This is a genomic window from Gaiella sp., from assembly GCF_039915195.1.
In the GTDB taxonomy this organism is placed as follows: Bacteria; Actinomycetota; Thermoleophilia; order Gaiellales; family Gaiellaceae; genus Gaiella.
The window spans coordinates 1-14236 of the sequence record NZ_JBDSNT010000109.1 but is presented as its reverse complement, the minus strand read 5'-3'; the positions used below and the strand labels follow the sequence as shown (position 1 = coordinate 14236).

15 protein-coding genes are annotated in these 14236 nt (G+C 66.2%); 9 read left to right on the top strand and 6 right to left on the bottom strand.

Features of this window, described 5'->3' with window-relative positions:
- Positions 1-160 precede the first annotated feature (160 nt).
- Positions 161-682 (bottom strand): cupin domain-containing protein, encoded by a 522-nt coding sequence (locus tag ABIR74_RS10820; RefSeq protein ID WP_348177959.1) that lies wholly within the window; start codon positions 680-682, stop codon positions 161-163.
- Positions 683-800: 118 nt separating this feature from the next.
- Between ABIR74_RS10820 and ABIR74_RS10815 the strand changes: the two genes are divergently transcribed.
- The 9 genes from ABIR74_RS10815 (at position 801) to ABIR74_RS10775 (ending at position 9840) form a co-directional block, all read left to right on the top strand.
- Positions 801-1427 (top strand): TetR/AcrR family transcriptional regulator, encoded by a 627-nt coding sequence (locus ABIR74_RS10815; protein WP_348177957.1) that lies wholly within the window; start codon positions 801-803, stop codon positions 1425-1427.
- Positions 1428-1711: 284 nt separating this feature from the next.
- Positions 1712-3124: an aminotransferase class V-fold PLP-dependent enzyme gene (locus ABIR74_RS10810; RefSeq protein ID WP_348177955.1), complete on the top strand. Its 1413-nt coding sequence runs from the start codon at positions 1712-1714 to the stop codon at positions 3122-3124.
- 467 nt (positions 3125-3591) lie between these two features.
- A complete protein-coding gene (locus ABIR74_RS10805) occupies positions 3592-4203 on the top strand; it encodes an MSMEG_1061 family FMN-dependent PPOX-type flavoprotein (RefSeq protein ID WP_348177953.1) in 612 nt (203 codons plus the stop codon).
- 273 nt (positions 4204-4476) lie between these two features.
- On the top strand, positions 4477-4701 hold the full coding sequence (locus ABIR74_RS10800; protein ID WP_348177951.1) for a hypothetical protein: 225 nt from the start codon (positions 4477-4479) through the stop codon (positions 4699-4701).
- A 212-nt stretch (positions 4702-4913) separates the two neighbouring features.
- Positions 4914-5306, top strand: a complete 393-nt coding sequence (locus tag ABIR74_RS10795; protein WP_348177949.1) for a hypothetical protein — start codon at positions 4914-4916, stop codon at positions 5304-5306.
- Between the two features lie 331 nt (positions 5307-5637).
- Positions 5638-5805, top strand: coding sequence for a hypothetical protein (locus ABIR74_RS10790; protein WP_348177947.1), 168 nt, complete (start codon positions 5638-5640; stop codon positions 5803-5805).
- 123 nt (positions 5806-5928) lie between these two features.
- Entirely contained in the window at positions 5929-6123 is a 195-nt protein-coding gene (locus ABIR74_RS10785) for a CsbD family protein (protein WP_348177945.1), read from the top strand.
- A 157-nt stretch (positions 6124-6280) separates the two neighbouring features.
- Positions 6281-9622: a BTAD domain-containing putative transcriptional regulator gene (locus tag ABIR74_RS10780; RefSeq protein WP_348177943.1), complete on the top strand. Its 3342-nt coding sequence runs from the start codon at positions 6281-6283 to the stop codon at positions 9620-9622.
- A complete protein-coding gene (locus ABIR74_RS10775; RefSeq protein WP_348177941.1) occupies positions 9622-9840 on the top strand; it encodes a hypothetical protein in 219 nt (72 codons plus the stop codon). The genes ABIR74_RS10780 and ABIR74_RS10775 overlap by 1 nt, the downstream gene beginning before the upstream one ends.
- 41 nt (positions 9841-9881) lie before the next feature.
- On the opposite strand, the gene ABIR74_RS10770 is transcribed toward ABIR74_RS10775, so the two are convergent.
- The 5 genes from ABIR74_RS10770 to ABIR74_RS10750 form a co-directional block, all read right to left on the bottom strand.
- Positions 9882-10571 carry an endonuclease/exonuclease/phosphatase family protein gene (locus ABIR74_RS10770; RefSeq protein ID WP_348177939.1) on the bottom strand — a complete coding sequence of 230 codons (690 nt, stop codon included), beginning with the start codon at positions 10569-10571 and terminating at the stop codon, positions 9882-9884.
- 306 nt (positions 10572-10877) lie between these two features.
- The gene (locus tag ABIR74_RS10765; protein ID WP_348177937.1) at positions 10878-12680 is read right to left on the bottom strand and encodes a glycoside hydrolase family 15 protein; all 1803 of its coding nucleotides are present in this window, start codon (positions 12678-12680) and stop codon (positions 10878-10880) included.
- A gap of 346 nt (positions 12681-13026) precedes the next feature.
- Complete coding sequence (locus tag ABIR74_RS10760) at positions 13027-13248, bottom strand: hypothetical protein (RefSeq protein ID WP_348177935.1); 222 nt, start codon at positions 13246-13248, stop codon at positions 13027-13029.
- 44 nt (positions 13249-13292) lie between these two features.
- Complete coding sequence (locus ABIR74_RS10755; protein WP_348177932.1) at positions 13293-13487, bottom strand: hypothetical protein; 195 nt, start codon at positions 13485-13487, stop codon at positions 13293-13295.
- A 10-nt stretch (positions 13488-13497) separates the two neighbouring features.
- Positions 13498-13755, bottom strand: coding sequence for a hypothetical protein (locus ABIR74_RS10750; protein ID WP_348177930.1), 258 nt, complete (start codon positions 13753-13755; stop codon positions 13498-13500).
- Positions 13756-14236 lie beyond the last annotated feature (481 nt).

Genomic DNA, 14236 nt, shown 5'->3' with positions numbered 1-14236 from the left:
ACCGATTCTAATCGGTTCGGCCGCGGGTCAGAACCTCTGCGACTTTGGAGGCCTGAAGGGTCTGCGGCTCGTGGCCCACGGGGTTGACGGACGATCGCTGCGTCGACGCCTCGCAGGCATCTGGCGCCGCTAGCCCCAGCGGTTTACATCGATGACGGAGTCATGCCCCCGAGGTTTCGGCGAGGGGGTGTCGAACCCCGAAGCGCTCGCAGAGGCCGCTGACGCTGTCCGGGTCCATCTCGAGGGCATACCGGTTGCAGAGGTCGGCGAAGCGAGAGAGATCCGGCTCAGCGTCGGCGTAGACCTCGGATAGCTCGCGGAAGAAGTTCTCGAATCCGGCGGGCGAGATGATCTCGATGATCTCACACGGAGTATCTCCAGCGTTCCAGAACGTGTGCCACTGGTTGCGGGGCTTGAACACCCAGGTCCCGGGGCCGGCCGTCACGACCTGGTCGCCGAGCAGTGCGCCGAGCGTTCCCTCGAGAACGTAGGAGTACTCGTCCTCCCGCGTGTGCCGGTGGAGTGGCGCAGCGAGCGCCCGCGGGGCGAGAGGATGGTGCACCACGGAGAAGCGCTCATCGGCCTCGGCGCCCTCGATCTTCCAGACGATGCCAAGCCCACCGAGCTCAACGTGTTCACTTCCGTCCGCTGGAATCATGACTCTTTCGAGTTGGGCACTCATGCGCGCACCTCCATTTGGATAGATTCTATATTTGGATGAACACTACTGTTCAATGATAGTGTGGCCGAGCGTAGCAGGCTCGCTCGCACGGTGTCAAACATTCGGCGGACGTGAGAACATGACGAGGAAATACGAGCTCAAGCAGCGGGCCGAGAGCCAGGCCGAGACGCGTCGTCGGATCGTCGAGGCGACGGTCGAACTGCACGGCTCGGTCGGTCCGGCAAAGACCACGATCAGCGCGATCGCCGAGCTCGCGGGCGTTCAGCGTTTGACCGTCTACCGCCACTTCCCAGACGACCAATCGCTTTTCCGAGCGTGCTCGGGCCACTGGGCCGTCCAGCACCCGCGCCCTGATCCATCGCGGTGGACGGAGGTGGCCGATCCGACCGAGCGGCTCCGAGTCGCGCTCGGCGAGCTGTACGCCTACTACCGAGCAACGGAGGCGATGAGCACCAACGTGCGACGCGACCTGCCCCAGATGCCCGTTCTACAGGAGGTGGCAGCGCGGTTTGCCCCCTACTGGGACGACGTGCGAGCCGCACTCCACCGCAGCTGGAAGACCCGCGGACATCGCCGCAAGCTCCTACGAGCCGCCGTCGGCCACGCCGTCGACTTCGACACGTGGAAGTCGCTCGCACTCTCCCAGGACCTCAGCGACGCCGACGCCGTTGAACTCATGGTTAGCCTCGTCTCCGGCCTCCAAGCATCGAACCGCTCCAGCACCGGGAAGACAGGCGACCGGTAAACAGAACCCCCGAGTCCACCAGCACGGATCGTCGTCGGCGCCGGGGCACTGAGCCGCGTCGGAGGCCGGCGGCGTGAGACACTGCGGCTGCTTCTGGTCGCCCGGAGCATCGCCGTCGATGAGCGCCGCGACGAGAGGCCCGGTTCATCCTTCCGACGTCGCAGGCCGCGACCGGCGAGTCCTCGGCAAGTGGGATTCACCGTTGCCTCGCGGGTGAAGCTAAGGCGGGCCATCTCGGACCCTAAAAGGCCACACCGCGCTTTTGTCGGCGTAGGATCCGCCCAATGGGCGATCTGCGAGAAATGCTGCACCGCGTTGCGGACCTGATTGCGGACTATCGGGAGACACTTCCCGACCAGCACGTCGCACCATCGCTGGGACGGGCCGCCGTTCGTGAGTCGCTCGCGCGAGAGCTTCCGGACGGGCCGGCGTCGCTCGCATCCGTCGTCGACGAACTCGTCTCGAGAGCGATGCCGGGGCTCATGGCCTCGGCCGGGCCCCGGTACTTCGGGTTCGTGATTGGCGGTTCTCCCGACGCGGCCGTTGCCGCGGATCTCCTGACCGTTGGTTGGGACCAGTGCGCGTACAACGAGGCGCTCTCTCCCGCGGCGCTCGCATTCGAGGACGTGGCCGGTACGTGGCTCAAAGAGCTCCTTGGGCTTCCGGCATCGGCGTCCGTGGGCTTTACGACCGGTGGGCAGGGAGCGAACACCGTGGGGCTTGCCGCAGGACGCTGGAAGGTGCTCGAGCAGGTCGGTTGGGACGTGGGCCGTGACGGGCTCGGCGGTGCCCCGCGCGTGAGGGTCGTCGCGGGAGCCGAGCGTCATGCCACGATCGACCGGAGTCTCCGTCTCCTCGGGCTCGGGGAGAGCGCGATCACGGAGATCCCAGCGCTCGCGAACGGCGCCATGGACACCGATGCGCTCCAGGTCGTTCTCCGCCGTCAGCCCGACATGCCGACGATCGTCTCCGCTCAGGCCGGCAACGTGAACACCGGAGCCTGCGACGATCTGAACGCCGTCACGTCAGCCGCCGCCGAGGTGGGAGCATGGGTTCATGTCGATGGCGCGTTCGGACTATGGGCTGCAGCCAACCCGGGGACGAAGCACCTCGTCGCCGGGATCGGAGCGGCCGACTCGTGGGCGTGCGACGGGCACAAGTGGTTGAACGTGCCATACGACTCCGGATTCGCGTTCTGCGCGCATCCCGATGTACATGCGATCGCGATGGAGTACACGGCCTCGTATCTGACGGGTCAGGTCGCCGGGCGGATGTTCGGTGGGGGAGATTTCGTGCCGGAGTCATCGCGGCGAGCACGCGGCTTCGCAACATGGGCTGCGCTCCTCGCCCTCGGTCGCTTCGGCGTCGCCGACCTGATCGAGCGGTCGTGTGCACTGGCTCGGTATGCGGCAATGCTCCTCGAGCGTCTCGACGACGTCGAGGTGGTCAACGAGGTCGTGCTGAACCAGATCCTCGTGCGGGTCGGAGACGCCGAACTCACGAGCAGCGTCGAGCAGCTGATTCAGGCAGACGGAACGTGCTGGCTCGGGGCGACGACGTGGCGCGGCGAGCGTCTTCTTCGTATTTCGGTGTCGAACTGGTCTACGACGGAGCGGGACATCGAGCTCACCGTCGACGCCGTGGGTCGGGCGCAGGCCGAGGCGGTCGCACTCCGGGCCGAGGAGTCGACGCGGTGAGTCTTGGCGACCGAGTACGAGCACGCTGACTCCACTCGCCTGAGACCGCTCCAACAGGCGTCCGGCTGTGGCGTCCACCCGGTTCCGGCGAGATGCTGGAGCACGGCTCCCTGCGTTAGCTGGAGGCAGTACGAGGTTGCGTCGGCCGAACGAGTGCGAGGGGCTGCAACCACGAATGGTCGCCGCTCGTTCTCGCGTTGGGTCGATGCCACGGAGAGCGGCTCGGAACTCAGTCTCGCCGTCTCCGCGATCTGGGTGTCGCACTCGGCGATGCGGGGCTGTGCTCCCATCTACTGCAGCACTGTGGAACCGAAGGGTGGTCAGGCTGGTCGCCTGACGGATCGAAGGTTGCGCTCTTCAGATGGCCCAGCGGCGGCGATGCAAGCGAACGCGCGCCGTATTAGAATGCCGTATGACTATCGGGATGTCGTATGGGCAGTGAACCGGGGTATCAACCTGAGCAGGTCGTGACGACGGCGGACGATGTCCTCGCGACGCTCGGGGAGCCAATGGAATCGCAGGTCAAGAAGGTGATCGATCACATCGATGGTCACTGCCGGGCCTGGATCGAACGAAGCCCGTTCGTAGTGATTTCGACCGCCTCTGCGGCGGGCGCGATGGACGTCTCACCGAGGGGGGATCCGCCGGGGTTCGTTCGCGTGCTCGATCCGAAGACCCTGGCCGTTCCCGACCGCCCTGGGAACCACCGAGGCGACACGTTCCTCAACGTGCTGGACAACCCGCACGTCGGTCTCATGTTCGTGGTACCTAAGCGTCGAGAGGTCGTCCGTGTGTCGGGAACCGCGTTGGTTGTCAAGGATCGCTCGCTTCTGGAGTCGATGGCGGTCGACGGCAAGGTGCCTTCGCTTGCGCTGGTGGTGCATGTGCACGAAGCGATGTTCCACTGTGGCAAGTCGATGATCCGGTCGCACATGTGGGAGCCCGACCTCTGGGGGTCTACCGATGGTCTGCCGACCTACGGACGTGCTCTCGTCGATCACGGTCAACTCGACCGCTCGGTCGAGGACATGGAGCAGGCCACCGACCGGAACGAGAAGAACCGCCTGTACGACGAATGATGCAGCAGCCGGGATGATCGCCGCAGCCCCGGCCTCGTACCCGCACCACACGCGAGACCCTGGCAGCGCAGCCGCCGCCCTTGTGCTGAGCAACGTACCTCGTCGCGCTTGAGCACTGGATCTCGGAACCGGGTATGGAGCGGATCAGACGCCCCGGTGACGGCGGAGGCGCCACACGGGCGTCTGCAGGAGCCACTTCTTCCGTTGCGAGGTGGAGCGGCCAGCGCGAGCCCAGCGCAGCGTCGTCCGGTTACCTCCGGATAGTAGGAGGTGATGCGCTTACAGCCCGGACACGCCGAGGACAGTCGAACTGTCCACCTGACACACACGATCCTCGTGGTCGAAGCACTGTGCGGTGAGGAGATCGTGTTTCACGGCGAGCCGGATATCGCCGTCATCTGCGGCGAGTGCCTCGAGGTCGCGATCTCCCATGGCATCGACGTGGCAACCTGGTCGATCGAACCGCCCGGCGTAGTGCAGCTCCCTCTCGCTGCGTAGTACAGCAGGGGACAAGGGCTCGTCGCGGGCGCATCTCTCGCGCCCCAGGTCGGCAGTGTCGTTGCCGGGGGCCGCTATCGATGGGGTCTTGCTCACGGTCTGCATGCTCCACGTTCCGAACGCGGGCTAGTCGATGTGTTTTCCGCTGCTGGATGTCGGGTAAGCCGCGACGGAAGAGACCACTCAGAGCGAACGACGTCGAAGGAGCGGACATGTCATCTGGCCATACCCACACCGCCGAGAGCGACAGCCAGTGGACGCATGCGGAAGCTGTCCCCGATCAGCAGAAGGCAGTTGCGACACCAGAATGGGTCGCAGACATCGGCGAGTCCCTCGCGCAGCGTGTGGAGGAGACGATTGGTTCACATCGCCGCAGGGAGCTGCTGAGCACCACCGGAACGGTGGCAACAGTCGAAGAGCTCGTAATCCGTAACGCAGGTCTCGAGAAGGCGATCCGTGCCCTTGCATCGGAGCTCGAGGCTCTCTCCGACCGATTCGATGGGAGGATCGAACGGCTCGTGAAGGCGCCACCGCCAACCACCTACACGATCGGCTACCCCTTCCCGGACGATGAAGCCACCGGATTGACTCCTCAGCGTGACTAGCGAAGGTCGCGCCGGTGCCCCTCTTTGCCGAGCAAGCGTTCCCCGGCCTGGGGACGGACTCGCGAGCGGACGTGCCGTTGCGAAGGCGAGTCAGGCCCGTATGTCATCCAGACATGAACGGTAAGAGGGTTGTCGATGTGCTTGTCCGGGTATACCGATCGGACTGACAAAGGACACGAAGGAACTGAAGGACGCGCTTCAGTTTGATGAGCGGATCGCGACACGCGTTGACAAAGACCACTTGACAGAGACCTTTCAACGGTGGGCCGTCGCACGTCGCGGCGGTTACGCGACGCACAAGGCTCGAGGCACGCTACGAATGGAGGAAAGCATGGCTGGCGAAGCAAGAGGCGGCAGTATCGGCGGGATCGGCCTGGGCGGGATCCTCGTTATCGTCGGAATCGTTCTAGCGATCGCCTGGAGCGTCTGGATCGGCGTCATTATCGCCCTGGTCGGCCTGATCGCGTTCGGCGGTTTCGCGAAGGGACGCTGGTACTAGTGAAACCGAAAACGATGTTCTACGCAGCGGTCGGCTTCATGGCCGTCAAGGTCGGCAAGCGCGTCGCCAAACAGAAGGCGCGCAAGGCCCTGAAATCATCCAAATAGCGACGAGGAGAACCCGATGACTGGTGAGACAGACAACCTCAAGGGACGAGTCAAGGAAGCAGCAGGAGCACTTACCGACGACGACGACCTGAAGAACGAAGGCAAGGCCGATCAGGCAGCCGGCTCGGCCAAGGACAAGGTCGGCAAGGTCGCCGACTGGGCCGACGACAAGATCGACCAGGCCAAGGACAAGTTCGCCGATAAGGGCTGACCACCCGCGGGAATGCAGCCCGGGTCGCACCCGAGGGGCGACCCGGGCACATCTTCAACCGTTATCTGCTCGACGACAAGGTGGTCACCACGGATCGTGGTTGGATACCGAAGCGCGCTGCAAATCGGCCTGAATGGCAGTGGTACAGTCGCCCGGGATGGAGTTCAGAATCCTCGGCTCACTGGACGTGGTCGACGGGACCCGCGTCGTCGCCTTGCCGGGAGCCAAGCACCGCGCTCTCCTGGCAATGCTCCTCCTGCACGCGAACGAGGTCGTCTCGACCGAGCGTCTGACCGAGGCGCTCTGGGAGGATGAGCCGCCGGAAACGGCGCAGAAGGCGCTCCAGGTCTACGTCTCGCAGCTGCGGAAGGTACTCGACGCCGGGCGCCTGCTCACAAAGGCACCCGGCTACCTGATCCGGATCGAGGGCGACGAGTTGGACCTCGTCCGATTCGAGCGGCTCTTGCACGACGGGAAGCCGCGCGAGGCGCTCGCGCTCTGGCGCGGCCCACCGCTCGCCGAGTTCGCGTACGCCGACTTTGCGCAGGACGAGATCGCTCGGCTCGACGAGCTGCGCCTGAGCTGCCTCGAGCAGCGGATCGATGCCGACCTCGCTAACAAACGCCACGGCGAGCTCGTGGGCGAGCTGGGGGCGCTCGTCGCCGAGCATCCCCCGAGAGAGCCCCCGCGACAGGATCCGGCCCTCGACGCGATCCCGCCGAACGACGAGGCGAGCGGCGGAGCCGGTCGCTCGTTCGCCGTTGACACAAGAAGTCGTGCCCTCCCGACAGGCACCGTGACCCTGCTCTTCGCAGACGTCGAGGGGTCGACGCTTCTGCTGCAGGCCCTCGGCCACAGCTACGGAGCCGTGCTCACGCGGCTCCGCGAGCTCGTCCGGAGGGAGACCTCACAGCGCGGCGGCAGCGAAGTCGACTGGGCCGGAGACGGGGTTTTCCTCGCGTTCGAGCGTGCTCGCGAGGCGGTGGTGGCAGCCGCCTCGCTCCAGCGTGCCCTCGACGCAGAGCGGTGGCCGGAGTCGGCGCAGGTGCGGATGGCGATCGGCATCCACACCGGCGAGCCGACGCTCGCCGACGAGCGGTACGTCGGGATGGACGTGCACGTGGCGGCTCGCATCTGCTCTGCCGCGCACGGTGGTCAGGTGGTCGTGTCGCAAACGACACGGGACGTCGCCGTCGACGCCGACTACTCGTTCCGCTATCTCGGCGACCACCGGCTCAAGCACGTCCCGACGCCGCAAACGCTCTACCAGCTCGTCGCTCCCGGGCTGCACGGAGACTTTCCCCCACTCTCGGCGCTCGGTGGTTCGACGCTGCCTGCCCTCCATCACCGCCTCGTGGGTAGGCGCGATGACCTCGCCGCCACGCAGGCCCTGCTGGAGCGTCGCGATGTTCGACTGGTCACGATCGCGGGGCCGGGTGGAGCGGGTAAGAGTCGCCTCGCCCTCGAAGCTGCTGCGGAGGCCGCCCTCGAGCGACCGGTGCACCTCGTCGGCCTCGCCGCGATCTCCGACGCCGCGCTCGTACCGGCCGCGATCGCAAGCGTCGTGGGTGTGCGGGAGTCGCCGCAGGCATCACTCGCGGGGCTCCTGGCGGACGCGCTCGAGGGAACGCGAGCGCTCCTCGTGCTCGACAACCTGGAGCAGCTTCCGGGTGCAACGGCGGACATCACCGCACTGCTCGACCGCGTCTCCGACCTCGACATCCTGACCACGAGCCGCTCGTCACTGCAGATCCGGGGTGAGCACGTGGTGCCGCTTTCGCCGCTGCCGACAGACGACGCCACGACCCTGTTCTTCGAGCTCGCGGCCGCCCGCGGGATTCCGCTCGACGAGGCGTCGCTCGCCACCGTCCAGGAGATCTGCCGCCGGCTGGACGGGTTGCCGCTTGCGATCGAACTGGTCACGGCTCGGCTCGTTCTCCTCGCGCCCGTGCAGCTCCTGGCCGCCCTGGACGACGGTCTCGTGCTCGCGATGGAAGGGCCTGCCGATCTCCCCATCCGCCAGCGGACACTGCACGCGACGCTCGGCTGGAGCTACGCGCTTCTCACCGCCGATCAGCGGCGGCTCCACGGCCTACTTGCCGTCTTTGCGGGCGGCAGCGCGCTCGAGGACGCGGTGGCCGTCGCCAGGTCGCAACACGGGATCCTCGCCGACCTCGAGGCTCTCGTCGCGGCCAACCTTCTTCGGCGCGAGGCCGGCGACGGGCTCGTGCGGCTGACGATGCTCGAAACCGTGCGCGAGGATGCGATCGGACGCCTCGCTGAGGCCGGGTCGCTCGACGACTGCCGGCGCCTCCACGCAGACCATTTCCTTGTGTTTGCGGAACGGGCCGAGGAGGGGCTCGCGGGTACGGATCAGGCTCGCTGGTTGCAGCGTGCCGAAGACGAGCTCGACAACATTCGTGCAGCCCTCGACTGGTGCCTCGCAAACGGGCGCGGTGCCGACGCGCTCCAAGCCGTCTCCTCGCTCGGGCGCTTCTGGCGCGCTCACGGTCATGCATCCGAGGCGCGCCGGCTCCTCGCCCGCGGCCTGACCGACGCGGCCGACCTGCCGCGGGACGTGCGAGCCAGAGCACTCTGGACAGCCGCCCACGAGGCCATGGCGCAATCTGACTACCCTGCAGCGATCCCGGCACTCGAGGAAGCGCTGGCGCTGTTCCGGGAGCTCGGCGACAGCCGGCACGCGGTGTTCGCGCTCTGCGAGATCGCCCGCGCTCTGTCATCCCGCGACGACGTCGATCAGGCGTACCAGGCCGGACAGGATGCACTCGAACTCGCGGAGAGCAGCGGTGACGACCGCGCATGCTCCGCTGCGCTCGACACCCTCGCGATGGTCGCTGGCTACAGCGAGCGACACCAGCTCGCCCAGGAATACAGCGAGCGGAGCCTCGCGCTGCGCAGATCGCTCGGCGACGCGATTCTGATCACGAGCTCCACGAATACCCTCGGCATGGCTGCGATGCGTGCGGGTGACCTCAACACGGCCGAGCGGGCGTTCACCGAGTGCCTCGAACTCGCGCGCAGGCTCGGGGAACAGCTCTACGTGGCGGGCGCGCTCTGCGCGCTGGGCGAGATCGCGCTGAGCCGGGAACTCCCCAACATCGCCTGCGAGCGGCTCGTCGAGGCGCTATCCCTGTTCCGCGAGCTCGGTGATGAGCGTGTCTGCGCCGAGTGCCTGCATGCGCTCGGTGGCGCGGCCGCGGCCCGCGGGCGGCCGCTTGACGCCGCCCGCCTGTGGGGCGCTGCTGGTGCGCTGCGGGAGCGATCGGGTGCCGTACCGACGCCGGAGGAGAAGGCCGTCGACGAGCGCTACGGCGCAGCCGTTGCGCGCGCCGAGGAGGCCGAGGCGCTCACGCGCGCACGAGACGAGGGACGCCTCCTCGAGATCACCGAGCTCGACGTCCTGGTGGCGAGCTTGATGGAGTCGCCGCTGACGACTAGTGTCGCCACCGACGGTGCGAATCCTGAAAGGAGCGAGTGATGGCGTACGAAGGCGAGGGCGAGGGCAGGGCCAGGATCGTGGAGGTGGTGTTCGAGGGCGAGTCAACGGAGAGTCTCGACAATGCGCTCCGCGCAGCAGTCCACGCGTCCGGCGTCAAGGATGGTACGACGCTCGTCGTGACACAGATCGAGATCGTCACCGTCGGTGACCCGAACATCGGCTCCTACAAGGTGACGCTCAAGCAGCCGGGCTCCTAGATCTAGGACTAATGGCCTGCGGTGGGACGGCTGGTTCGAGCTCAGCCGGGTGGGCCGTTGGGCTCGAGGGACACGGAAGCCTCCACTGGGGCGTGGTCGGACAGCACGACTCCGGAGGCCGTGCGGCGCTCGACGCTCCAGGTCGTAGGACGAGAGATGGTGAGGCCATGAGCGACGACGTGATCGATGCCCGGCGCCGGCGCTGACCAGCCGGGGCGCCCGACAGCACGCTGGTTGAGGTCGCCTGCGAGTACGACGTGCGGCCACCGTTCCGCGAACGTGAACGTGCGCTCCAGCTGCTCGTGCTCAGCCGAGAGGTGAGCGTTCACAACGACGACACGACCATTGACGCGGATCGCATGCACACGGCGCGGATGCTGACCCTTTCCGCTCACCGCCAGGTCGTCAAGACGTTCCAGTGCATGGGCCGGTGCCACGAGGGTCGCGTTCGCCTGACCCGCGATCGCCGAGCGAAGGAGGCCCTGATGACGACGAGTTATCCAACCCGCGAGTCGGCTTGGAAACACAGTCGGCAACGTCGTGACTGCCTCAACCTGCATCTGGCTCCAACCGCCGACCAGTCGCAGTGCCCAGAGAGGAACCTCCTGCAAACAGAGGATGTCTGGCTTGTCGTGCGACGCGAGCTCGATCATCTGTCGCAGATAGCTGCGTCGTTCCGGCGACTCGGCGTTGCCGTGGAATACGTTCCAGGTGCGTACGAGTAGCTCCATCGACCGCCGAACTCTAATCCTGCGAAGCTGCCGAGAGTGGTATCGCCAGCAGCACGTAGAACCGGCCGAGCCGCAATCCGGTAGCCGTGACGGAGACCGGAAAGATGAGAGGAGAAAGCCCGACCTCGCCACCGAGCCAAACCGTGGCCGTTAGACCTTCATCCTCCTCGTCAGCCGAAGCCCGGTCTCGCGGGGGACACACTCCGGGTCAGGGTGGTCCGCTTGACGATGTTGTGGATCGCGATCTCTCCGGGATTCCGGTTCAGGCCGCTTCGAGACGAATGAGCCTCGGCAGCATGCGGATCTCTAGCCGCTCGGAGTGCCCTGTCGCATGCTTCGGCCCTCTCCGATGGCCATGGCGGCACCGACGAGGGCGAGATGGGTGAACGCCTGAGGGAAGTTGCCGAGCTGGCGGCCGGCCACGGGGTCGTACTCTTCGGCGAGGAGGCCGACGTCGTTGCGGATGCCGAGCAGCCGCTCGAACAGCTCGCGCGCCTCGGCAAGCTTGCCCTGACGGGCTAGAACCTCGGCGAGCCAGAACGAGCATGCGAGGAACACGCCCTCGCCGGGTGGCAGTCCGTCGACGCCGCCGTCTGCGCGTGGGACGTAGCGGAGAACGAGCCCGTTGACGGTGAGCTCGCGTCGGATCGCCTCGACCGTGGAGACGAATCGCTCGTCGGTCGCTGGAAGGAAGCCGACGAGCGGCATCAGGAGGACGCTCGCATCGAGCTCGTCCGAGCCGTAGAACTGCGCGTAAGACTGCTTCTGCTCGCTCCAGGCGCGCGTCAGTACCTCGGCCTCGATCTCGTCCCTGAGCTCGCGCCACCGCTCGACAGGGCCTTCGCGCCCGAACTCGTCGTGGGCGCGAATCGCTCGATCGAACGCGACCCAGGCCATCACCTTGGAATGGGTGAAGTGCCGATTCGGACCGCGCACCTCCCAGATGCCGGCGTCCTCGCGCCGCCATCCGTCCTCCAGCCACTCGAGCAGCTTCCCGGTCAGCGACCAGATGTTGTCGTCCGGCGGCGCCCCATGCCGCCGGGTCTGGTAGAGCGCGTCGATGACCTCGCCGTAGACGTCCAGCTGGATCTGCTCGGAGGCGGCGTTGCCGACCCGTACGGGGCGCGACTGCTCGAACCCTGGGAGCCAGTCGAGCACACGCTCGTCGAGACGTCGCTCGCCCGCGATCCCGTACATGATCTGGACGTCGTCCGGGTCGCCCGCGACGGCCCGCAGGAGCCACTGTCGCCAGGCAATCGCCTCGTCGCTGTAGCCGGCGTTGAGCATCGCCAGGAGCGTCAGCGTGGCATCTCGGAGCCAGCAGTACCGATAGTCCCAGTTTCGGACACCCCCGATCCATTCCGGCAACGATGTCGTCGGCGCGGCGACGATCCCGCCCGTCGGCCCGTACGTAAGCGCCTTCAGCAGCAGCAGCGACTGGTGGATCTCCTCGTGGTAGTCACCCTCGTGGCTGCAGCGGCCGGCCCACTCGTGCCAGTAATCCTCCGTCTCGGAGAGGGCCAGTTCGGGGTCGATCGCGTCGGGCAGATCCTGATGTGACGGGAACCACGTGAGCACGAACGGGATGCGCTCGCCCGGCCCGAGCACGAACTCGGAGACGGTAGTCATCTCCTCGCCGTGGATCTCGACCGGGCTGCGGAGACACAGACCGTCAGGGCCAGCGATCGCAACCCGGGCGTGATCGACCCGGCGCACCCACGGGACGATCTTGCCGAAGTCGAACCGGATCACGAGCTCCGACCGCATGCGGACGTTTCCGTCCAGGCCTTCCACGATCCTGACGATGTCGGGTGCCGCCCCGCGCGGCGGCATGAACTCGATCGCACGCACCCTGCCCTCGTCAGTCTCGTAGACCGACTCGAGGATCAGGGTGTCGTGTCGATACCGCCGCGTCGACCTACGCACGGTTGCGGCGGGTGCGAGGAGCCAGCGCCCATGATCGGGCTCGCCAAGGAGGGCCGCGAAGCAGGCGCCCGAGTCGAACCGCGGGAAGCAGCACCAGTCGATCGATCCCGTCCGGTTGACGAGCGCCGCAGTCTGCAGGTCGCCGATCAGCGCGTAGTCCTCGATTCGGGACACACCTCGCATCGCCGCCATGCCTAGGCGACCCCGCGGACATGCTCGCTAACCACATGCTCCTTCCTCACAACTCCAGAAACTCCCCCGTTACTCTTGCGGATAGGTATCCATGTTCTCCCCGACCAGACCCGATTCGAAACGGGCATCGTTCGAGCAACTCCTTGAACCGCTCAGGGTTTCATGCACTGTTTGGTTCGAGTCGGCCCGCTGGCCTGAGCTTCCCTTCTGACGTAGGGGCTCTCTTCTGATTCGGCCGGTGGTTTGCGGTTGGCGTCGAGCGCATTCGCAATCCTTAGGCCGACGAACCCGACGGCTGTAACCTTCCGGAGTCCCGGTTGTATCGTCGACCTCGGGTTCAGTCGAATCCTTCTAGCAGGTCTCCGTCGGCTGTTGACATACCCGCGGCGACCCTGAAGATTCGGGCCGGCGAGAGTGCCGGATCGCCTTCCTCCCCGCGAACGTGGGAAAGAGCGAATGCTTCTGCGGCCTCGAGCGACACGAACGCGTGTCTCTCGCCCATCGCAAACTGGACGTGGTATTCAAACTCGCCATCCTGTGATTCCAGGTCGACGCTCATTCGTTGCGCCCTCCCTCTAATCGCAAAGTCCCCACCAGCCAAAGTCACAGCCCACCCGCGACGGAGTCGTACCCGAGTACAACAACGACTGCCGTTCGACGGCGACGCCCTACGACGGCGGCGACGTCCGATGCAAGGAGCCATCCCATCGCGTCAGCCTTCCCGCTGCGCCCACCACGCAACAGCGGCGTGATCGTGACGGCCGTCGAGCCTCGCTTCAGGAGTCGCTGGATTGACACAGGCGGTCAGTCAGTCGATGGTCGGTTCGGGCCAATCGGGCGGAGTGTCGCTTTGGTCGGGCATCGGCCATCCCTCCTGTGTGTCCGTACCCGGCTCCTGCCCGGAGGCGGAAGACCCACCCATCTGCTCACGGCCTATCTGAGAGGAAGGAGAAGGAAATTCATCCTCCTCAGCACCTTCTGCCAGGTCGGGCCGTGCTTCCTGTTCAGAGCTTTCCTTGTCGTCCAGGCTGTCGCCTTCGGGCTCGAGTTCCGCAGAATCTTGCATAACCGCCCTTCTTCGAAGTGTCTTTTCAACCGGCCGGACGATCGTCGCGGCAACAACGAACCCACAGCTGCCGGGTACGCGTCCGCCGCTACTCCGCTTCCGTCCGCCGCTCGTCAATTCCCTCACGCCGTCTGATACCCCGACACTCAGTGGGAGAAACCTTGAACGGACGACCTGAGAATGGCCTGATTCCGACGTGAACGAACCACAGGACGGGGGCAATTCGCCTCGAGCCTATTCTCGCGGTGGCCTGCTCGCGTGGGGCCAGGGAGTTCGGCCTCGTGTCCGTCGCCGCCCGTCTGAAGTGACTGGTCGTCAAGCCCGCCACACCCGCCGAAACTTCGCCGATGTTTTTGGTCGCCGAGTCGACGTCTTGATTCCCGTCGCCTCGAGCCCGCTGGCCGCCCGACTCGATCGGGCGCCCGTTTACCGGTCGGCCATCTTGGGTAGGTATGGGTCAGGTGCGCAGCGGGTTGTCGCG